Raw genomic sequence first — 20275 nt, 5'->3', positions numbered from 1 at the left:
CTCCCTTCCACTTGGTAGTCGATCACAGGCAGTATCGTTGTAGTACGATACTGTCTTCGTAGCGAATTCTGTTTTTATAATTTTGAGGTAGTTCGGCACGTTGAAATGATACCATCCTCAATATCAAACTATTTTTAACGTAGTCTCCAGCCTACGTACCATCTCATCGGTTTGCCTCTGTCAATTTCATATTTGCAGAGTGGCGATATCCGATAATACAACGATTCGATGTCCATTTTTTCAGAAGCAATGAAAGGAGGATGGCCATGGAAACAATTCCACAACAACTCAATGTTGATCAATACGCCAAATGCCAAATGCATCGAAGTTTCGAAAAGAGTCCGATGGGATATCGATAACGACGTGCTGCGTGGTCGATCCTTTGACTTTTCACAGAAATTTCTTCCCGACGGTATTTCGAAGACCGATCAATTCACCTTTTTGACCGACGAAGACAAACGACTTGTCAGTCAGATTCAAGGGAGAACCTATGCCAATATGTTCGGATTTGTGGAAAGGTTTATCACGGCAAAGGTGCTCGAGTGTACACGTGATCTTTTTATTTCATTGAAAAGAAGAAACCACCCATGCCATGCTGGACGAACTGGAATGGGCAAGGGAAAATGCCAAGATTTCTGACGACGCACGCGATCGGGCGGTGGAGGAACTCATTGGAATTGTCGTGGATGTAGATGGTATTCTTCAGAGCCAGAGTGCAGTGGATGTCGACTATTTCCTCAAAATATCAGGTCGTTCTTTCACGGAAGATGAAATCCGGCAGCTGCAAAGCGGATTTTTGACAGCGTATCGCTGGCAATATATCTTTTCAGGTGTGGAGCATCCCCGATATTAGAAGATGTTGGCAGCAGTGACTAATGAAGCGCAGCGGCAAAGGCTCGTTGCGTCACTGGCAACTCTTACTTAAACAGGGCAAACGTTCCATTGCGGTTTTTTCACCAGCCATTCTTTCATCAATAAAGTACCTTACAATTGATATTTATCCCCATATCCCCTTGGGGTGATCATCAGATCCTTCCAGGTGAATGTCTGGCTGTTGCCGATGATGACGGTCGATTGCATGCCGATCTCCTGCTCGAGCATTTCCTCCAGTGTGGTAATAACGATCCTTTCATTGTCCCGGGTTGCTGCCGTGACGATGCCCACCGGGGTTTTGCCGTCACGGTGCAACAGAAATATCTCCCTTGCCCGGACAATCTGCTCGGTGCGTCGTTTTGATCTGGGGTTATAGATGGCGGTGACAAAATCGGCATCGGCGGCCGCCGCCAACCGTTTTTCAATGACTTCCCAGGGGGTGAGAAGATCCGACAGGCTGATGGCGGCAAAGTCGTGCATAAGCGGCGCGCCAAGCCGAGCGGCGCAGCTGTTGATAGCGGCCAGGCCGGGAATTATTTCTATGGTGCAGGGAGAGGCAGCTTCCTTGGCCATTTCAAAAACCAGACCGGCCATGGCGTAGATGCCGGGATCACCCCCTGAGACCAGGGCGACCTGTTTTCCCGCAGAGGCGATATCCAGCGCTTTGCGGCAACGATCCACTTCCTTCATCATCTCCGAGGAGATCACTTCCTTGCCGGTAAGGAACTCGGGGATCAGCTCGAGATAGGTTTTATAGCCGATAATAACCTCGGCCTTGGCAAGTACCTCGCTTGCCGCCATGGTCATGTGCTTGATGGATCCGGGGCCTGTGCCGACAACGTAAAGGGTACCTGCGCCACCGCCATGGTTACATTTTTCCATTTTCTTTTCCTGCTGAGTAAGTGATTACTTTGCGCGCTGAGCAGTGCGGCCGGTTCGGCAACGCCGATGGCCCCGACCGCTTTCATTGCGGCAAAGGAAGTTTCCAGATGCGTCAGTGTATTAATGGTATTGCTGTCAAAAAAATCTATCCGCCGGCCATAGTCTGCGGCGAACTGCAGCAGGCCGATTTCATTGTTTTTCTTATCGATGGAGGCCAGGTTGCGGATACTCGCCCTGCTGTACTGCAGGTCATGGAAGAGTTCGGCCAGGGCTTCCTCGAATTCATGTGCCGGAGTGCCGCGATTACAACCAATGCCGACAACCAGGTTCTGTGGCCTGAAGACCGGACAGCGCTGGGCAATCCCGGTCAAATGGGAAACGATGCAATCGGCTTGATCGGGGTCATCGATCTGTGTCAGACCTTTTGGCAAGGATGCCACCACCACATCGGCATAGAGGAAGAGGTGCCCCCGGTTGACAAACAGGGTGGAGAGTTTCGTTAACTCCTTTCGGCTCGGGGCGACAAGCTGCTGCTCCCTGGCCCAGAGGTCAAGGGCGACCAGCCCGAGGGTGTCGGAGGCGGTGGTAATGACCGGTGTCCCGCCGAGGAGACCGGCAACCTTTCGAGCGAGATCATTGCCGCCGCCAATATGTCCGGCGAGCAGACTGATCGCATGCTGGCCTTTTTCGTCAAGGACCACGACACAGGGGTCGCTGCCTTTGTCGCCAAGGAGCGGCGCGATGGCCCGCACGACAATGCCGGTGGCCATGATGCAGATAAAGCCATCGTAATGGCGCCAGTTCGCCGCAATTGTCTCGGCGAATTTCTCCCCCGGCTTCTGGATGAGGACCCTGGCCGTCTCAAGTAAGGGACAGAGCCTTGCCGCAAGTTCTCTGCCGCCTCTGGTTATGGCCAGAATGCCGATTTTCATGGACGGCTGCTGCCTTGTCGATAGCCGTGGGTGAAGGCTTCGTCGTACAGTTTGGAGAGGGCAGGGGGCGGTCCCTCGGCAAGCACCTGACCGACGGCAATAAGTGCCGTCTTGGTGATATTCGCCTCTTTCACCTGCGCCGCGATGGTCGACAAGGTGCCGCGAAGCTGCCTTTCGTCGGGCCAGCTGACTTTTTCGACGATAGCCACCGGGGTATCTTCCGGGTAACCGCCGGCAAGAAGGTCGGCGACGACGCCTTCTATCATGCCGACACTGAGAAAAATCATCATCGTTGCCTGATGGGCGGCGAGCAGGGCCAGATCTTCTTTTTCCGGAACCGGCGTTCGGCCGCCGCGGCGGGTAAAAATGACCGTCTGTGACACCTCCGGCAGGGTCAGCTCCGTCTTGAAAGCGGCGGCGGCAGCCAGTCCTGAACTGACGCCGGGAATGACCCGAAAGGGAATATTATTTTTGTCCAGGAGGGCGATCTGCTCATTGATGGCCCCGTAGATCGACGGGTCGCCGGTATGCAGGCGGACCACTTTCTTGCCGGCCAGCCATGATTGGAGGGTGATGGTAAACACTTCATCAAGGTTGAGTCCGGCCGAATCGTGGATTTCCGCCTTGAGACCGGTGATAAGCGCTTTAGGCACCAGGCTGCCGGTGTAGATAACCACATCGGCCTCGTGGAGCAGCCGTTGTCCTTTCACCGTAATCAGTTCCGGGTCACCCGGTCCGGCGCCGACAAAATGCACCTCGTGTCTTGCCGCAGCGGCTGTCTCTATTTCATCATCTAGCGCATTCATCGTGTTCCTGTCATAATGGTTATCGGATTGAAATCCAGCGTCCGGCCGTCCGGCTCGGTTCTGGTCACTTTTATCACCGAGGTGGCAACGGAAAAACCGTGCCTGTGCATCAGTTGCGGCGCCAGCTGCACCGTCCTGTCGATGACGCCGTTGATGACCAGACGGCCGGCACGGTCTAAACGACGGTCGAGCAAGGCAATTATTTCCCCCAGGGAACCGCTGCTGCCGCCGATGAAGACGCGGTCCGGGGGCGGCAGGTTGGCAAGTGCCTGCGGAGCCCTGCCGAAAACCGGCACTATATTGTAACAGCGAAATTTAACAATATTATTTTTTATATTGTTCAGCTCTTCCTCTTTATGCTCGATGGCATAGACGGTCAGCTCCGGGTTTGCCCGTGCCGCCTCGATGGACAGGGAGCCGCTGCCGGCGCCAATATCCCAAAAGATGCCAGTCGACGGCAGCTGCAGCTGATGCAGGCTTGCCGCCCGGACCTCATTTTTGGTAATCAGCCCCCGGCTGTGCTGTATCGACTCTTCCGACAGGCCGAAACGGTATGGGTAACGAGAAGAACTGCTTTCGGGCGCAGAGGGAATGAGCAGGCAGAGAATGTTCAGTGGTGAAAACCGCTGCCGGCACCCTTCGAGCAGCGTGCCGCAAAAGAGGTTCTCCGTTGAGAGACCAATGTCTTCGGCGACGAGCATCTCGATGGTTGCCGGCAGCACCGTTTCGCCGATCAGCTCGAGATAGTCGAGCAGCTGCCCGGCAATTTTATCCGGGCTGTTGGCTGCATCGGTGAAGAGCAGATTTTTTTCGTGGTTAAGGACTACGCCGGGGATATGGCTTCTCGTGCGGCCGTGCAGGCTAATGATTGCGGCATCGTCCCAGGGGATTTGAAACAGGGCACAGGCGCGCTGCATGGACGAGAGCGCCGGGTATATCCGCACACTATCCTGCGGGAATTCGGCAAGCAGCCGACGGCCGATCCCATAAAAAAGCGGATCCCCGCCGACAAGCACCGCCACATTGCTCTGCTGCAGGGCGGCGCGAATCGCCGTAAAAGCAGCCGCAAGGGGGGTGATTGCCAGGAATCGGCCGGGCAGGTGGGCAACGAGCGGAGCAAATCGTGTCGCCCCAACCAGAAGAGAGCATTCGGCTAGAATGGTCTGCTGTTCTCTGGTCAGTTCGGCATCGGCCAAGCCAAGGACGAAAAGTTTATACATAGGTGATGATTTCCGCCTTGTGATTGACCAGATACACCTTTACCTCGGTGCCGGTGACCTCCCGGCAGTATTCCCGGGCTTTCAGGCAGACCGCCTGGACCAGCTCACTATTGCCGGCATCCTCTATATGACTGTACATTTCCCGTGCGGTATTCGAATTTTCTATCTTGTGCAGTAGTGGTCCTGCCGCGCCGAGTTCGGCGAGCAGTCTGGCGCCGTCCACTGTTTCCAGGGCACCGTTGCGCACATGGGTCTGCGGGATGCGCAGGGCGGCCTTGATAATTTTCGCCCACATCCCCGACAGGTGGATGGTGGTGAAGTTTCGCCTTGCCGCCTCTTTTAAAGAAAACTCAAGATAATCACCCATCATCGCATAGGCTTCCTCCGGCAGGTCGAGCAGCTGCTGGGCACCTTTTTCCGAAGTCCTGCCGGTGGACAGGACGACATCGTGCAGACCGGCCTCCCTGGCCACGTCCAGCGAGGCGATGATGGTGGCGGTCCAGGCGTCGGCCGAGATGGGCCGGACAATGCCGGTGGTGCCGAGAATCGACAGGCCGCCGAGGATACCCAGCCGTTTGTTCAGGGTCTTTTCGGCCAGCTCTTCCCCCCTGGCCACCGAGATGGTCACCGTGCAGGGTTGATCGAGGGCAACTTCGCCAACGGCGGCGGCAATCATCTGCCGCGGTACCGGATTAATGGCCGGTTCACCGACCTGGATGGCCAGTCCCGGTTTGGTCACCATGCCGATGCCTTGCCCCCGGCAGAGGAGGACGTTGCCAAGGAGGACACATTGCCCGGCAGCCTCGACAGCAGAACGTGCATGACCGTCGCTGACCGTCGCCGCAATCTCGGCGCCATTGGTCACATCGGGATCATCCCCGGCATCTTTTATCACCGATGCGGTCGCCGAACCATTTGCGCCATCCCGGCCCGCTGTAATGCAACAGCGGTGCACGGCAAAGCTCTTTCGGCTGGCGTCGGGAAAGGGGATTTCGATATCTTTTGGACAGGACCCGTTTACCAGGGCCAGGACCGCGGCCTTAGCCGCTGCCGCCGCACAGGACCCGGTGGTAAAGCCGCTTCGGAGACGCTTTTTTGCCGCCATGATTATTTTGCCGCCAGACGAAGCAGGGCATTGATGATCGCCGCGGCAACCGGGCTGCCGCCCTTGCGCCCGAGGCTGGTTATATAACAACTATTCTGTTCCACCAGCAGATCCTTCGATTCGGCGGCATTGACGAAGCCGACTGGGACCCCGACGATCAGCGGAGCCTCGGTTGCGGGGACGTCGGCCAGGCTTCTGATCGCCTGGACCAGGGCCGTCGGCGCGTTGCCGAGGGCGATAATACCGATGTTGTGCGCAAGAGACATCTCGATGGCCGTCTCCGATCGCGTCTTGTTCTGGGCTGTGGCACGGGCGGCCACCTCCGGGTCGGCCACGCGGCAGATTACCTTGCCGCCCCATTTTGCCAGCATGGCCTTGCTGATGCCGGAGGCGACCATGGTGACATCGGTGAGGATATCCTTGCCCTCGCGGATGGCCTTTATTCCGGCCTCGATCGCCCCGGGTGAAAAGCGCATCGTGTCTTTAAAGGAAAAATCCCCGGTAGCATGGATGACCCGCTGGATGATCTTGAAGGTCTGTTCGTCCAGATCGGTGGGACCGAACTCTTGACGGATTATGCGAAAACTCTCCCCTTCGATGTCCCCAGGAAGAACCTGTTGTAATGTCACAGCCATAGTATTACTCTCGGCAAAAGTTGATAAAATTAATGAATTCGTCGGCCATCTGCGGGGCAAAGCCAAAGTGCAGATGCAGGTAGCCGCCCAGGGTCTTCTTGTAGGTATAGCCTTCGTGCATGCCATTATTTAAGGCGTAGACACGGCTAATATGCGCCGGCATGGTGTCAATATTCGAATAGTGAAACTCGTGGCCGCGCAGGATGGTACCCGGCGGCCCAAAACAGCACGTCGTCTGCGTTTGTACTTCTCGATAGCCAAGACTGGTTCTGCTCTTCTGCATGCGGGCCTGCACAGGGAAGGCGCCGACCATGGTATGCAGCACCTCCGCCTCATCGACAATGCCTTCGGTCAGATACATGAAGCCGCCGCATTCGGCGTAGACAGGCCTATCGTTTTCGATCCATTGCCGGATCGCGGCGAGCATCTTCTTGTTATTGCTGAGTTCTTTGGCATAGAGTTCTGGGTAGCCGCCGCCGAGATAGAGGGCGTCGACATCGTCCGGCAGCCCGGTGTCGGTAAGGGGACTGAAAAACGTCAATGCACATCCTGCGTCGCGCAGAATATCAAAATTATCTTCATAATAAAAGCAGAACGCTTTGTCGCGGGCTACACCGATGCGGCATTGCGTTTTTTTCGGTTGCGAAGGCGTGTCGGCAGCAAGTTCGGGCACAGTGCTGCACAGTTGGAGAAGCCGGTCCAGATCGACATGCTCGGCCACGGTTTTCGCCAGCAGCTGTATCGCCTCGGGGCCAAGAGGAGATTCGTCGCCGGTGAGCAGGCCAAGATGCCGGCTGGGGATGGAAAATTCCACTGTTCTTGGCAGATAGCCGAGGATTTCCGCCTGGCAGTGTTCCCGGATGGCGTCGCTGACCAGCTGGAGGTGCCTGGTACTGGCCACGCGGTTGAGGATGATGCCTTTCGGAGCCGCCTCGGGCCGCAACCATTCAAAGCCCTTGACAATGGCCGCGGCACTTTCCGCCATGGACCGCACATCAAGAACGAGAATGCCAGGTATGTTCAGGGTCTCCGACAGAGCGCCACTTGACGAAATGCCGCCGTCAAACATGCCCATAACGCCTTCAATGATGGCGATGTCGGCACCACGGCTATGACGCGCCAGTGTTTTTCTGGAAAACTCTTCGCCGCTCATCCACAGATCGAGGTTGCGCGATATCTTGCCGGTGACCAGCCTGTGCAGACCTGGGTCGATAAAGTCCGGGCCGCATTTGAAAGGCTGCACCGCATAGCCCTTCTCTTTGAAAGCAGCCATCAGTCCCAGGGCGACGGTGGTCTTGCCCGATCCGCTCGAGGTGCCTGAAACAATACATGTCGGGGTTGTGCTGTTCATCATAGGCTGCCTTGCAGGTTTTGGGCTTGTCGGTGGTGAAAAAGTTCGTTGAGCCGTTCAATGCCGTCAAGGATGCGAAGGGTTGGCCGGGACACCAGCGCTTCTTCAATTAAAAAGACCTGTCCCTCCCGCACCGCCTTGATTGCTGCAAAACCCGGTTCGTTCTGGATGGTGTCGATATCGACCGGATTCATTCTGCCGTGCTGGGCAAGGAAAATATCGATCTCCGAGCCGCGGCTGAGCAGCTGCTCTTTGCCGAACATGGCGATATTGGTAGCCCGAACCTGCTCGGCGTCGGCGGCGATATTGATGCCGCCGGCCTCTTTCAGGACAAATGTGCCGATACTTTCCGGGGCAAAGGTCTTCATCTTCTTGTGAATAGACTGGAAATACACTTTCGGCCGCTGGTCGTCCGGTACATTGGTCAAGCTGTCCTGAATAACCTTAAGCCGTGTCTGGAAAACAGTAATCATCTCTTGCGCCTGTGCTTCACGGCCGGTGAGAATTCCCAGGCTTTGCCAGTAGCCAAACATCTCCTCGACATTGTTCGGCTGCAGGGAAATAACGGCAATACCCGCCTGTTTCAGCTTATCGATAAACTGCGGATAGGATCGTTCGATCATCGGCCGGACCAGGACCAGGTCGGGCTGCAGGGCGATGAATTTTTCCGGATCCTCGCGGTAGGAAAAACGCGGCATATTCATAACCGAGGGTGGATAGTCATCGGATCTGGAGATCCCGACCAGCTGCTCTTTGGCCCCGAGACTGCACAGGTTTTCGGTATGGGCCGAATAGAGCGAGATGATCCGTGTAAACGGTTTTGCCACAGCTCTCACTTGACCGGAGCTGTCCACAATGGTTTTCACTTCGCCGGCCATGACCGGCACCGACAGGAGCAAAAAGGCCAGTATCACCAGTATCGCTGTCATCGGTTTGATGCGGTTGATCTGCTGGGTAAAAGCCCTGCTGTGTGTTGTTTTTATTACAGACATGATTGTTTATTGGTCAAAATATTGAAAGCTTACCTGTCGGGTCTGGTTGAAGGAATCAAAACCGACCTGTGCCTGGACATCGAACACCTCGGCAATGGTCTCCGCAGTCATGGTATCGGCTGTTGGACCATGCCGGGCGATCCGGCCGTCTTTCATAAAAATACTATAATCGCAATAGGCGGCGGCCAGATTGAGGTTATGGATGACGGCGATCACCGTCCTTTTCTCGGTCTGCACCAGTTTGCGGGCGATATTGAAAATCTGCAGGGTGTATTTGACGTCAAGACTGGAAGTCGCCTCGTCAAAGAGCAGTACCGGGGCATTCTGCGCCAGGGCCCGGGCGACCACCGCCCGCTGTTTCTGCCCGCCGGACAGGCTGTTGGTGTAGCGATCCCTGAGGGCGGTGATGCCTATGCATTCCATCGCCTGATCGACCAGGAACCAGTCTTGTTGTGAAGGTGCTGAGAAACGATCGATGTGCGGATGCCTGCCCATCAGGACAATCTCTTCCACGGTAAAACCAAAACCGGTGTCAAATTCCTGGGGAACCAGGGCCAGCTGCTGGGCGAGGCTTTTTTTCGAGTAGCGGCTCAGGTCCTTGCCTTTATAGTCGATCGTTCCGGTCAGCTGCTTTTTGCAGCCGGTGAGGAGATCGAGAAAGGTGGTCTTGCCGCAACCGTTCGGGCCGATGAGGCCATAAAATTTACCGGGCACAAGGCTGAGGTTGACATCCTGCAGCACCGGAGTCGGGCCGTAGGCAAAGGAAACGTTGCCAAGGGTAAAGAGATCTTCGTTACTCATAGCTTTTGCCTTTTTGCTTCTGACGGAAAATAATGCAGAAAAAAGGCCCGCCGATCAGAGCGGTCAACACGCCGATGGGTACCTCGACCGGGAGAACCGCCCGGGTCATGGTATCGGCGAGGAGCAGCAGGATGGCCCCGGCCAGGGCGGAGACCGGCAGCAGTTTACGGTTGTCCGGTCCGACCAGATAGCGCATCAGGTGCGGCACAATCAGGCCGATAAAGCCGATGATGCCGGTAACCGCCACACAGATCGCCGTCACCAGCGAAGCGGTGAGTAAAAGGATCTTTCTGACCTTGGCGGTTTCCACGCCGAGGGTATCGGAAGATCGCCGGCCAAGGCTCATGATGTTCAGATCCCGGCCATAGTACAAGGTCACCAGCATACCGAAAATGAGGGCGGCGCCGACCAGCAACACCCCGTTCCAGGTGCTCGATGCAAAACTGCCCATCAGCCAGAAAATGATGATCGCTACCTGTTCGTCGGCGAGATATTTCAGAAAACTGATCCCCGCCGACAAGATCGCCCCGACAATGACGCCGGACAGGATCAGGGTCTGCGCGGAAATCTGCCCGTTAAAAGTGGACAGCCGCATTACCAGGATCAGGGTGAGAATGGCCCCGACAAAGGCGAATATCGGGGTTGAAAAGTGGCCGAGCATGCTGACATTGGCAAGCAGTGCCAGCGATGCGCCAAAGGCGGCGCCGCTGGAGATACCAAGGGTATACGGATCGGCCAGAGGATTGAGGAGAATACCCTGGTAAATCACCCCGGATAAGGCCAGCCCTGCGCCGACCAGGGCGGCGGTGAGGATACGCGGCAGCCGGACGTCGATAACCACATAGGGGACGGTGGCTTCAATACTGTCGAGCAGGGAGGCATCGCCGGTGAGGGCAGCACCGATCACCCGGAGGATATCGACAGGCGATATGACCATATAGCCCATGCCCGTCGAGACTATGATGACCAGAACTGTGCCGACCAGCAGTGCGCAGGTGAGAAGGAGAAATTTTTTTTCTGAACGTTGACGCATTGTTTTCTCGAATGGCAATCAGGCCAGATGGTAATACATAACTGCCACCAGGATAATACAAAATGCCCTTGCCGTCTGACTGACGCCAACGAGCTGCAGGGCCAGTTGTGGAGAATAAATTCCAGTATAATAGGGCAGCTGGTGGCGAATTGCCCTGATCGGCGTCGAGAGAATATTGCCGACCAGCAGGGCCATCACCACCTCTTTTATGGTGAGACTGTTCGCGGCGAGCAGCGCACCTGCCGCGGCCAGCCCGGCGGAAAATTCCGCGGTTACATGCAGAACGACAATACCAAGGCTCTGCGGGTTGAGCCATGACAGAAACCATGCTTTTTCGGCAATGAACCCTTCCACCGCAGTAAATAAACCATACCTGTTGAAAAGAAAAAAGAGTAGATAGACCGGAACCATGAAGGACATGATCTTGACGATACGTTTTTTCAGTCGCCTGATACTCTTTTGAACGGCCTCTTTCCACCCGGTTTTGCCATGTTGCGGCGGCAGCGCCGCACTGACGCCGTTATTTGCCGGGAGAAGAATTCTTCCCGCCAGGACGACAAGGATGGTCTGCAGAATCGCGGCACTGAAGGTAAGCCCGACATAGAGTACGGCGCCCATCTTGATAAGTGGTGCGGTGAGGAAAAAAACCGTCGGCAGATGGAGAAAAAAGCGCGGCAGGGAGTTGAACAGGTTGGCCAGGATCAGCTCTTTTCTGGTCATCTGTCCCTGGTCGAAGGCCTCGGCGAGCATGGTGTTGGCGGAGACGCCCGAGAAAAACGCCACGGAAAAACTGGCACCGGTGACCGCCGATAATCTCCCTAGGCGGATAAGAGGACGGGCAAGGACCGCCAGACGGTGGGTCCAGTTAAGGCTTTCAATAAAATTGGCGATAAAAAGACCAAGAGTGATAAAAAAGGTGATCCTGATAATCGGCAGAATAACCTGTGGCCATATCGCGGTGATAAGATCCAGTTCCATTGAATGGTCAGCTTACAGAGGGAATTTCTTTTTTTACACGTTCATCAACACTGAGCGGCAAAAATCAACGTCCGTTTGTCAACGGGCGATACTACACCGCAGAGGCGAGAAAGAAAATAATTATTATGAAAAGAATTTTTCGGAGGATTTTTCGGCAGGCAAGGTGCCAAGTCGCCGAAACGGTGGATTTTGCGAGAGAGAAAACAGTTGACTTTCTCCTGGGCTGTTGCTTTATTGTAACGGATTTTCAGGTGCTTTGAAAAAAGCTTAAGAGGGAACCTCGTGTAAATCGAGGACGGACCCGCCGCTGTAACCGGGAACAGATTTCACGATGTGCCACTGGGAGTATCTCCCGGGAAGGTGTGGAAGATGGATGATCCGGAAGTCAGAAGACCTGCCTGAAATGACGGTATATTGCATCCCGCGGAAAAGGATGTCTACATCGAGACGAGGAACAACAGGGACTCCCCGGATCAAGGTTTTTGATTCGGGGTTTTTTATTCTCCGGATCACCACATTTCATGCAAAGGAGAATGTCTTATGTTGACCTCTGTCACAAAATCCATTGCCATCTCGCTGTTCCTGTTGCTGCTCACCGCCTCTCTGGTTGTCGGCCTTGAAAAACCATCGACTCCCGGGAAAACGGCGATCCTTCTTGCCGCTTTCGGCACCACCGAGCCGTCGGCGGTACAGGCCATCACCCATATCAGCGATAAGGTCAAAAAAGCCTATCCCGACACTGAGGTTCGCCTTACCTTCACCTCGAATATGGTTCGGGCGGTATGGAAAAAACGACGCCTTAACCCCCAGGAGTGGCTCGATCAAGGTGTTCCCGCGGACATCCTCAATGTCAAGAATATCATTCAGACCCTGGGTGATCTGCAGGAAGACGGCTACCGGAATATAATTGTGCAGCCGATGCATATGTTTTTTATGGAACAATCTCATGATTTGAGCAGTTATGTCCATGGCCTTGGCTCGATCCGGACCCTGAAGGAACGATGGCGGCCGTTTGATAATATTGTTCTCGGCCGACCGGCACTGGGCATGCCCGGTGACCGATACAATTATCATGACGACGTGGCACGGGTGGTGAAAACCCTGGCAAATGATGCAAAAGAAGCCCAGGAGCAAGGGGCCATCTTGCTCTACATGGGCCACGGCAATGAACACTGGTCTACCGGCATCTATGGGGAAACCGAGAAGAAAATGCGTGACGAATATCCGGGAACGACAACCTTTGTCGGCGTAGTCGAGGGGCTGCCGTCCCTGGAAGGGTTGCTGCCGCAGTTGCAGCTGACGAAAAAGAAGAAAATTATTCTTCGACCTTTTATGATAACCGCTGGTGACCATGCAAAAAATGATATGGCCGGGCCGGAGATCGATTCCTGGCAATCGATCTTGACTGCAAAAGGATATGAGGTGCGGTCGGTACTGCAGGGGCTGGGCTCAAACGACGCTTTTGCAGCGATCTTTGTCGAGTATATAGCTGATGCGGCAAAAGAAAGAGGAATTACCCTGCAATAACCTCATCGGGTATTGCTGGATTACTTAAATAAGGGAAGGTGGGCAATGCAAGGAACGTTTTATGTTGTTGGCGTAGGGCCGGGTGATCCGCAGCTGATGACCTTGAAAGCGGCAAGGATTCTGGAAAATTGCGATTTCTGGTTTGTGCCCTCCGCCTTTGAAAACGGCGGCAGTATGGCCCTGAAAATCGCCTCGGGTGCGGTCAGCAGAGAAGGCAAGACCATTCTGAGTCATCGTTTCCCGATGAAACAGATACCCAGGGGGGAAACTCCCGATGCCGAAGTAAAAAGTGCCTGGCAGGAGGCGGCAAAAACCATTATGGCCGCGCTCGGAGACGGGCGGGATGTTGTTTTTCCAACGCTCGGCGATCCGGCGATCTATTCCACCGGCTTTTATGTCTGTGAAACCCTCCAGGAGTACGGCTCGCCCTTTGCAGTGGAAATTGTCCCCGGCGTCTCCGCCATCGGCGCCTCGTCGGCAGTCGCTGCCTTACCGCTATGCCTTGGCGACGAACGGCTGGTGGTCATCCCTGCCACCTTCGAGAATGATCGTATTCGGCAGTTACTGGAATTGAGTGATGTCGTTGTCTTTATGAAGGTACATAAGGTTATGGATCGGTTGGTACGGCTCCTGGAAGACCTTGATCTGGTCGACAATGCGGTTCTTATCGAGCGATGCAGTCTGCCTGATCAGCGCATCTGGACTGATGTCCGTCAGGCAGTGGGGCATGATATTCATTACTTTTCCACCATGGTGGTAAGAAAGGAAGCATGCGCCAGGGAAAAGAGTTGAAATTGTAAGAGGAATTTCTCGGGCAGCCTCCTAGCGAAGGATCGATCTTTCTTTATGGTAGCCGCCTTTGGCAGTGACGTTGGGTAGAAGCACTGCTCCTCTGGCCATAAGGGTGCCGGGACTGGTAACGGAATTACAGCCGGTTTGACAGCCATCGGCCATAATCGCCCCCAATTTTCGTCTGGCAGTATTATGGTGCTTGCCTTCGAAGGAGACAATTATATTGCCCGGCAAAAACCTGAGATTGGCGAGTTTTGTTCCTGCGCCGAGGTTGACATCGTTGCCGAGGATTGAGTCACCGAGATAGGCAAAATGACCGGCCTTGGCGTCGTTGAGCAGGATCGAATGCTTTATTTCCGTGGCATGACCCAGCACACATCGTTTGCCGGCAAGACAGTAGCCGCGCAGGTAGGCGCCCTGGCGGACTTCACTCATGTCACCGATTATGGCCGGGGACTTGATCATTGCCCCTGCCTCAACAAGCACCCCCTGGCCAAGGGCAATCTTGTCTCCCAATAGAACGGCCCCGGCCATAATTACCGAGGCCCCTTCCAGACGCATACCTGCTCGTTTTACCTGCAGTTCTCCCTTGGTGGTATTGCCATAGATGATTTCCAGGTCGTTAAAACAGAGGGCCTGACCCCGGTGAATAATAATAGGCTCCGTCAGCGGGACGCCGTTTCTGATGTACACATTATCATATTTCGGATATTTGTAGGTATCCATATAGGTTTTCAGATCGTTGAGCGGCTGCCATACCTGTTCGGCCGGTGTAAAAAGATCATGATTGGGGAAATCCGATAGATCAAAAAAAGATTGCGAGGTGAGCATGTTGTCCTCTCCAGGATATAGGCATACCATCTGCCGTTTGGCATGTTTCACTCACTATGCGAAAAATAGGGGAAGAGATCAAGAAAAATCGGGGAAATTTGCCGAAGGGGGGAGTATAACCCGTCTTGACTTAAGTTATTCGGATGTTTAGTATTTCCGAGGCTTTTAAAGGTGCATCGGATTTTTGGTGCTATCTTGTTATATTCAGGTACTAATATGGTACTGCTAACAGACCGTTATGCGCGGCCGGGACTTCATTGTGCAAGCCTCGCCAAGCGTTTTTTGCAGGAGGATTGAGTGGAATTTAATGATTCATTGAGCATCGGTATGGACGATTTTTCAAACAACGAAGAAATGGAAATACCTGAAGTACTGCCTATGATGGCGGTACGGGATGTCGTCGTCTTTAATTATATGATTATCCCGCTTTTTGTCGGTCGTCCTGGTTCCGTTGAAGCCGTGAATGAGGCTCTTGGAACGAATAAATTACTGATGCTTGTCACCCAGAAAGATGCCACAAAGGACAATCCAAAGGTCGAAGACCTCTATGATGTCGGGATGGTCTGTGTCGTCATGCGCACCCTGAAGCTGCCGGATGGTCGTCTCAAGGTTCTGGTACAGGCCATGTCCAAGGCGAAAATAAAGGAATTTGTCAGAACCGAGCCATCCTATCAGGTGTCGGTGGAAGTCATTGAGGATGTCGAGGCGGAAGAAGTCACCGTCGAGGTCGAAGCCCTGATGCGGGCGGTACGTGAGCAGACCGAGAAAATAATGTCCCTGCGCGGTATTCTCTCTGCCGATCTGATGATGATCATTAACAACATCGAGGACCCGGGGCGGCTGGCCGACCTGGTTGGTTCAAATCTGCGGCTGAAAATTTCCGAATCGCAGAAGATTCTCGAGGAAAGTGATCCGGTTGAGCGACTCAGACTGGTCAGCCAGCTGCTGACCAAAGAGCTTGAAGTGTCTACGGTCCAGGCGAAGATCCAGAATGATGCCAAAGAGGAAATGAGCAAGTCGCAGCGCGAGTACTTTCTGCGGGAACAGATGCACGCGCTGCAGAAAGAACTGGGTGACACCGATGAGCGGTCACAGGAGATCGACGAGCTCGAGAAGAAAATCAAGAAGACCAAGATGCCGAAAAGTATTCGCAAGGAGGCGCTCAAGCAGTTGAGCCGGATGGATATGATGCATCCGGATTCCTCCGAGGCGACGATTATACGCACATACATTGATTGGATTCTTGATGTACCCTGGAAAAAAAGTACCAAGGACATGCTTGATCTGGTGCAGGCCAAGGTCATCCTCGATGAGGATCACCACGGACTGGAAAAAGTGAAAGAGCGTATTCTTGAATACCTGGCGGTGCGTAAACTGAACCAGACGACCAAAGGTCCAATCCTCTGTTTTGTCGGACCTCCAGGTGTCGGAAAAACCTCTCTTGGAAAATCCATCGCCCGGGCAATGGGTAGGAAATTTCATCGTATTTCTCTCGGTGGCATGCGCGATGAAGCGGAAATCCGCGGCCATCGACGCACCTATATCGGCGCCATGCCGGGACGCATTGTCCAGGGGCTGAAAACCGTCGCCACCAATAATCCGGTGTTCATGATGGACGAAATAGACAAGCTCGGCTCCGATTATCGTGGCGATCCCTCTTCTGCGCTCCTTGAAGTACTTGATCCGGAACAGAATTTCGAGTTTTCCGATCACTACATGAACCTGCCCATAGATCTGTCGAAGGTGATGTTTATTACCACCGCCAATATGAGCGATACCATTCCGGGACCACTTCTTGACCGGATGGAGGTGATTCGCCTGTCCGGCTATACCCAGGAAGAAAAGGTGGTCATTGCCCGACGCTATCTGTTTCCCAGACAGTTAAAGCAAAACGGCCTGAAAGCGCGGCAGGTGAGAATGGATGATGAAACCTTGAGTTACATCGTCACCCATTACACCTATGAAGCCGGGCTGAGAAACCTGGAGCGGGAAATAGGCAAGGTCTGTCGAAAGATTGCCCGCAAGGTGGCGGAAGGCGGCAAGGGGCCGTACACTGTTTCTCAGAACAACCTGAGTCGCTATCTTGGCCCGCCGAAGAACATACCCGAATCAGAGCTGGAAAAACTCGAGCAGCCCGGTCTGGTGACCGGACTGGCCTGGACCGAGGTCGGCGGGGAGATTCTGCAGATTGAGGTGAACATCATGCCGGGCAAGGGAAAATTGCTCATGACCGGCCAGCTCGGCGATGTCATGAAGGAGTCCGCCCAGGCCGCACTCACCTATTGCCGAAGCCGCTCGGAGGAATTGAAGGTGGCGGAAGATTATTTTGACAAGATCGATCTGCATATCCACGTTCCGGCCGGGGCTATCCCCAAAGATGGTCCCTCGGCAGGTATCACCATGGCCACGGCACTGTACTCGGCGATAACCAATAAAACCGTGATCAGCCACCTGGCGATGACCGGTGAAGTAACTCTGCGCGGCCGCGTGCTGCCCATCGGCGGCCTGAAGGAAAAGGCCCTGGCTGCGCTCCGTGCCGATATTACCAAGGTTATTATTCCCGCACAAAACGAGAAAGATCTTGAAGAAATTCCCAAAGATATCAGAGAAAAAATGGAATTCTTTCCCGTTAAGGATATGGATGAAGTGGTCAAGATCGCTTTTCCAAAAACCGCAGCCGTAAAACCAGCAAAAGCTGCTGTCAAGCTGAGCCGGAGCAGTGACTGAGCCTGAATCTATAAACCGCGTGACGACGCTGAAGCCTCTCGGGAGGATTGCCCTGTGGACTCTTCTCCCGATTGTTTTTGTCCTTATGGTCGGTGCGGCATGGTATGCGTCCTATGTTTTCAGGCCTGGTCCTCACCTCACGATTGATTCCGTTGCCGTCACCATCCCCAAGGGTACCTCCGTTCGCGGTATCCGTGAAATTCTTGCCCGGGACGGCATCATCCATGATGATATCCGGTTTCTGCTGCTGGCGAAAATTTCCGGTTATGGCCGCAGGCTGCAAGCCGGTGAATTTCGCCTCCGTACCGGTATGCAACCGGGTGAGGTCTTGCGAGAGCTGGCTTCCGCCAGATCTGTTCACTATGCGGTAACTATTCCGGAAGGACTGCGTGCCGCTGAAATCGCCAAACTTCTCGGCGATTTGGGCTGGTGCGATCCGGAAAACTTTATCGAGCTTGTTGCCGACCGGTCACTGCTGGAAAAATTGGGTTTTTCTCACCTCGATAGCCTTGAGGGCTACCTGTTTCCGGATACCTATCTTTTGACCAGGGACATCAGCGGAGCTGAAAAAATCATTCCCCTGATGGTGCAGCGATTTACTGCTGTCTGGGATGAATTGACCGTCGGACTGGACGAGGAACCGGATCAGCAAGGGACGGTAATTCTCGCTTCAATTGTCGAAGAGGAGACCGGAGCACATGAGGAAAGACCACTGATTGCCGGAGTCTTTCATAACCGCCTGCAAACAGGCATGCGGCTGCAGTCCGATCCTACCGTCGTCTACGGCAGCAAAAAATTTGCCGCGCCGATTTCCAAAAACGATCTGCTGACGCCTACGCCTTACAACACCTACACCCTTTCCGGGCTTCCTGTCGGCCCTATCAGCAATCCGGGCAAAGAGGCCCTTCGAGCCGTTTTATATCCCACACCAACCGATCATCTCTATTTTGTTTCAAAGAATGATGGAACGCATCAATTTTCGAAATCCTTGATTGAGCATAATCGTGCGGTAAATAAATATCAGAGGAAAAATTCTGATAATAAAGGTAAATAGATGCAAAGGCTGAGCGGAGCCGGAAAGAATATTTCGATGAGTCAGATGGGAGGAAATGGTGAAAATAGCCTTGGTGCAGATCAACCCGGTTATCGGTGATTTCGCAAATAATTGTGAGAAAATCAAATCATGGTCAGAAAAGGCCCTGGCTCGCGGCTGTGAGCTGGTCATCTTTCCCGAACTCGCCATCTCCGGCTACCCGCCCCAGGATCTTCTGGAGAGAAAAGCTTTTCTTGCCGCCCACGACGCGGCAATCGGCAGATTAATCAGTGAATTACCTGCGCTTGATGTCATGTTCGGCTGTTTCGAAAAACGGGCAAGGCTCAATGGCAAAACACTGTTCAATTCAGCCGTTGTCGCTCGAAGCGGCAGAATTGTCTTTCGCGCTCACAAACGACTGCTGCCATCCTACGATGTCTTTGATGAAACCCGTTACTTTGAACCGGGAGGCCCATCCGAGCTCTATACCTTGCATGATGTCCATTTCGGGGTCACCGTCTGTGAGGATGTCTGGAACGAAGAGGTCAATGAATATGATACGGATCCTGTCGACGAGCTGGTGTTTCGCGCTGCCAAAAACAAGCAAACGATGCACGGTATCATCAATATTTCCGCATCCCCTTTTCAACGCCATAAAGAACAAATCAGACAGAGTATCTTTCAAAAAATCAGTCGGCGATATAGGCTTCCCTTTCTCTACTGTAACCAGGTTGGTGGTCAGGATTCCCTGCTCTTTGACGGACACAGTCTGGTCATGGATAAAACCGGTACCGTTGTTGCCCAGGCCCTGGGCTTTCAGGAAGATATGATTGTTGTCGACAGCTCCAGCTGGCAGGGTGAAATGCACCAGGCGCCGCAGGTTGCCGGGGAGGCGGCGGTGTATCAGGGGTTGGTCATGGGGGTGCATGATTATCTGCGGAAGTGTCATTTTTCTTCGGCCGTTCTCGGCTTGTCCGGAGGAATTGACTCGGCCCTTACCGCGGCAATTGCCGTTGATGCGCTTGGCGCGGAGAATGTCCTCGGCGTGGCCTTGCCATCACCTTACAGTTCCGAGGACTCGATGGAAGACGCAAAAAAACTGGCCGAAAATCTTGGTTGCCGGTTTGAAGTTGTGCCGATCTCGGAGCTTTTCGATTGTTTTAAGCGCAGCCTCGCGCCTTTTTTCACCGGGCTTGCCGAAGACTTGACCGAACAGAATCTGCAGGCGCGCATTCGCGGCAACCTGCTCATGGCCCTGTCCAACAAATTTGGCCATTTACTCCTGACTACCGGCAACAAGAGTGAGATGGCCGTCGGCTATTGTACCCTGTACGGAGACATGAGCGGCGGCCTGGCGGTGATCTCCGACGTACCCAAGCAGCTGGTCTATCAACTGGCGGCATATGTCAATAGAGCAAGGGAAATCATCCCGGCACGAATCATCACCAAGGCGCCGACCGCCGAACTGAAACCGGATCAGACGGACCAGGACGATCTGCCGCCATACGATATTCTCGATCAGGTGCTGGAATTGTATCTGGAACAAGGCGAGGGCCGGGATGAGATAGTCGCCCGTGGTTTTGACGAGCAGATGGTCAGAGATATCCTGCGGCGGGTGCGGCTCAATGAATACAAACGAAAACAGGCGCCGATGGGCCTGAAGGTGACCACCAAGGCCTTTGGCTTTGGACGCAGATACCCTAATGTGCAGAATTTTCAGGAATGACACCAAGCCCCACAGCTCTGCATCTTTACCA

Annotated in this window: 17 protein-coding genes, 1 pseudogene and 1 riboswitch; of the genes and pseudogenes, 6 read left to right on the top strand and 12 right to left on the bottom strand. The window is 54.0% G+C overall.

The window, feature by feature from the left end:
* The first annotated feature begins 291 nt into the window (after window positions 1–291).
* Window positions 292–925: pseudogene (locus tag ACYQ8U_RS08545) on the top strand (hypothetical protein).
* 59 nt (window positions 926–984) lie between these two features.
* Here the strand turns inward: ACYQ8U_RS08545 and cobJ are convergent.
* The 11 genes from cobJ to ACYQ8U_RS08490 are packed head-to-tail and all read right to left on the bottom strand — an operon-like array spanning window position 985 to window position 11608.
* Complete coding sequence (gene cobJ, locus ACYQ8U_RS08540; RefSeq protein WP_459945116.1) at window positions 985–1755, bottom strand: precorrin-3B C(17)-methyltransferase; 771 nt, start codon at window positions 1753–1755, stop codon at window positions 985–987.
* Window positions 1677–2687 (bottom strand): cobalt-precorrin 5A hydrolase, encoded by a 1011-nt coding sequence (locus ACYQ8U_RS08535; RefSeq protein ID WP_459945115.1) that lies wholly within the window; start codon window positions 2685–2687, stop codon window positions 1677–1679. Before ACYQ8U_RS08535 ends, cobJ begins: the two co-directional genes overlap by 79 nt.
* The gene (gene cobM, locus ACYQ8U_RS08530; RefSeq protein ID WP_459945114.1) at window positions 2684–3493 is read right to left on the bottom strand and encodes a precorrin-4 C(11)-methyltransferase; all 810 of its coding nucleotides are present in this window, start codon (window positions 3491–3493) and stop codon (window positions 2684–2686) included. Before cobM ends, ACYQ8U_RS08535 begins: the two co-directional genes overlap by 4 nt.
* On the bottom strand, window positions 3490–4713 hold the full coding sequence (gene cbiE / locus ACYQ8U_RS08525; protein WP_459945113.1) for a precorrin-6y C5,15-methyltransferase (decarboxylating) subunit CbiE: 1224 nt from the start codon (window positions 4711–4713) through the stop codon (window positions 3490–3492). Before cbiE ends, cobM begins: the two co-directional genes overlap by 4 nt.
* The gene (locus ACYQ8U_RS08520; RefSeq protein WP_459945112.1) at window positions 4706–5818 is read right to left on the bottom strand and encodes a cobalt-precorrin-5B (C(1))-methyltransferase; all 1113 of its coding nucleotides are present in this window, start codon (window positions 5816–5818) and stop codon (window positions 4706–4708) included. The genes cbiE and ACYQ8U_RS08520 overlap by 8 nt, the downstream gene beginning before the upstream one ends.
* 2 nt (window positions 5819–5820) lie before the next feature.
* Window positions 5821–6453: a precorrin-8X methylmutase gene (locus ACYQ8U_RS08515; RefSeq protein ID WP_459945111.1), complete on the bottom strand. Its 633-nt coding sequence runs from the start codon at window positions 6451–6453 to the stop codon at window positions 5821–5823.
* 4 nt (window positions 6454–6457) lie between these two features.
* Complete coding sequence (locus ACYQ8U_RS08510) at window positions 6458–7807, bottom strand: cobyrinic acid a,c-diamide synthase CobB (RefSeq protein ID WP_459945110.1); 1350 nt, start codon at window positions 7805–7807, stop codon at window positions 6458–6460.
* Entirely contained in the window at window positions 7804–8796 is a 993-nt protein-coding gene (locus tag ACYQ8U_RS08505) for an ABC transporter substrate-binding protein (protein ID WP_459945109.1), read from the bottom strand. Before ACYQ8U_RS08505 ends, ACYQ8U_RS08510 begins: the two co-directional genes overlap by 4 nt.
* 6 nt (window positions 8797–8802) lie before the next feature.
* Entirely contained in the window at window positions 8803–9597 is a 795-nt protein-coding gene (locus tag ACYQ8U_RS08500) for an ABC transporter ATP-binding protein (RefSeq protein ID WP_459945108.1), read from the bottom strand.
* Window positions 9590–10630 (bottom strand): FecCD family ABC transporter permease, encoded by a 1041-nt coding sequence (locus tag ACYQ8U_RS08495; RefSeq protein WP_459945107.1) that lies wholly within the window; start codon window positions 10628–10630, stop codon window positions 9590–9592. Before ACYQ8U_RS08495 ends, ACYQ8U_RS08500 begins: the two co-directional genes overlap by 8 nt.
* 18 nt (window positions 10631–10648) lie before the next feature.
* Entirely contained in the window at window positions 10649–11608 is a 960-nt protein-coding gene (locus ACYQ8U_RS08490) for a hypothetical protein (protein ID WP_459945106.1), read from the bottom strand.
* Window positions 11609–11840: 232 nt separating this feature from the next.
* Window positions 11841–12024: riboswitch (cobalamin riboswitch) on the top strand.
* A gap of 124 nt (window positions 12025–12148) precedes the next feature.
* Here ACYQ8U_RS08490 and ACYQ8U_RS08485 point away from each other — a divergent pair.
* Complete coding sequence (locus ACYQ8U_RS08485) at window positions 12149–13135, top strand: sirohydrochlorin cobaltochelatase (protein ID WP_459945105.1); 987 nt, start codon at window positions 12149–12151, stop codon at window positions 13133–13135.
* Between the two features lie 45 nt (window positions 13136–13180).
* On the top strand, window positions 13181–13927 hold the full coding sequence (gene cobI / locus ACYQ8U_RS08480; protein ID WP_459945104.1) for a precorrin-2 C(20)-methyltransferase: 747 nt from the start codon (window positions 13181–13183) through the stop codon (window positions 13925–13927).
* A 30-nt stretch (window positions 13928–13957) separates the two neighbouring features.
* On the opposite strand, the gene ACYQ8U_RS08475 is transcribed toward cobI, so the two are convergent.
* Entirely contained in the window at window positions 13958–14758 is an 801-nt protein-coding gene (locus tag ACYQ8U_RS08475; RefSeq protein WP_459945103.1) for an LbetaH domain-containing protein, read from the bottom strand.
* 327 nt (window positions 14759–15085) lie between these two features.
* On the opposite strand from ACYQ8U_RS08475, the gene lon reads away from it, so the two are divergent.
* Genes lon through ACYQ8U_RS08460 form a run of 3 tightly spaced genes read left to right on the top strand, consistent with a single transcriptional unit; the run spans window position 15086 to window position 20244 of the window.
* Window positions 15086–17485, top strand: a complete 2400-nt coding sequence (gene lon / locus ACYQ8U_RS08470) for an endopeptidase La (protein ID WP_459945196.1) — start codon at window positions 15086–15088, stop codon at window positions 17483–17485.
* Window positions 17478–18539, top strand: a complete 1062-nt coding sequence (mltG, locus tag ACYQ8U_RS08465; RefSeq protein WP_459945102.1) for an endolytic transglycosylase MltG — start codon at window positions 17478–17480, stop codon at window positions 18537–18539. The genes lon and mltG overlap by 8 nt, the downstream gene beginning before the upstream one ends.
* A 55-nt stretch (window positions 18540–18594) precedes the next feature.
* Window positions 18595–20244 carry an NAD+ synthase gene (locus ACYQ8U_RS08460; RefSeq protein ID WP_459945101.1) on the top strand — a complete coding sequence of 550 codons (1650 nt, stop codon included), beginning with the start codon at window positions 18595–18597 and terminating at the stop codon, window positions 20242–20244.
* Window positions 20245–20275 lie beyond the last annotated feature (31 nt).

The organism is Desulfocastanea catecholica (assembly GCF_054657295.1).
The sequence above is the reverse complement of the archived record's forward strand: the minus strand, read 5'-3'. Positions and strand labels throughout refer to the sequence as shown.

Coding starts and splice junctions, on each gene's coding strand:
- lon (WP_459945196.1), top strand. CDS start 15,086: ATGGACGATTTTTCAAACAACGAAGAAATGGAAATACCTGAAGTACTG.
- ACYQ8U_RS08460 (WP_459945101.1), top strand. CDS start 18,595: ATGGTGAAAATAGCCTTGGTGCAGATCAACCCGGTTATCGGTGATTTC.
- ACYQ8U_RS08510 (WP_459945110.1), bottom strand. CDS start 7,807: ATGATGAACAGCACAACCCCGACATGTATTGTTTCAGGCACCTCGAGC.
- ACYQ8U_RS08490 (WP_459945106.1), bottom strand. CDS start 11,608: ATGGAACTGGATCTTATCACCGCGATATGGCCACAGGTTATTCTGCCG.
- ACYQ8U_RS08520 (WP_459945112.1), bottom strand. CDS start 5,818: ATGGCGGCAAAAAAGCGTCTCCGAAGCGGCTTTACCACCGGGTCCTGT.
- ACYQ8U_RS08495 (WP_459945107.1), bottom strand. CDS start 10,630: ATGCGTCAACGTTCAGAAAAAAAATTTCTCCTTCTCACCTGCGCACTG.
- cbiE (WP_459945113.1), bottom strand. CDS start 4,713: ATGTATAAACTTTTCGTCCTTGGCTTGGCCGATGCCGAACTGACCAGA.
- cobM (WP_459945114.1), bottom strand. CDS start 3,493: ATGAATGCGCTAGATGATGAAATAGAGACAGCCGCTGCGGCAAGACAC.
- ACYQ8U_RS08505 (WP_459945109.1), bottom strand. CDS start 8,796: ATGTCTGTAATAAAAACAACACACAGCAGGGCTTTTACCCAGCAGATC.
- cobJ (WP_459945116.1), bottom strand. CDS start 1,755: ATGGAAAAATGTAACCATGGCGGTGGCGCAGGTACCCTTTACGTTGTC.
- ACYQ8U_RS08515 (WP_459945111.1), bottom strand. CDS start 6,453: ATGGCTGTGACATTACAACAGGTTCTTCCTGGGGACATCGAAGGGGAG.
- ACYQ8U_RS08475 (WP_459945103.1), bottom strand. CDS start 14,758: ATGCTCACCTCGCAATCTTTTTTTGATCTATCGGATTTCCCCAATCAT.
- ACYQ8U_RS08485 (WP_459945105.1), top strand. CDS start 12,149: ATGTTGACCTCTGTCACAAAATCCATTGCCATCTCGCTGTTCCTGTTG.
- ACYQ8U_RS08535 (WP_459945115.1), bottom strand. CDS start 2,687: ATGAAAATCGGCATTCTGGCCATAACCAGAGGCGGCAGAGAACTTGCG.
- cobI (WP_459945104.1), top strand. CDS start 13,181: ATGCAAGGAACGTTTTATGTTGTTGGCGTAGGGCCGGGTGATCCGCAG.
- ACYQ8U_RS08500 (WP_459945108.1), bottom strand. CDS start 9,597: ATGAGTAACGAAGATCTCTTTACCCTTGGCAACGTTTCCTTTGCCTAC.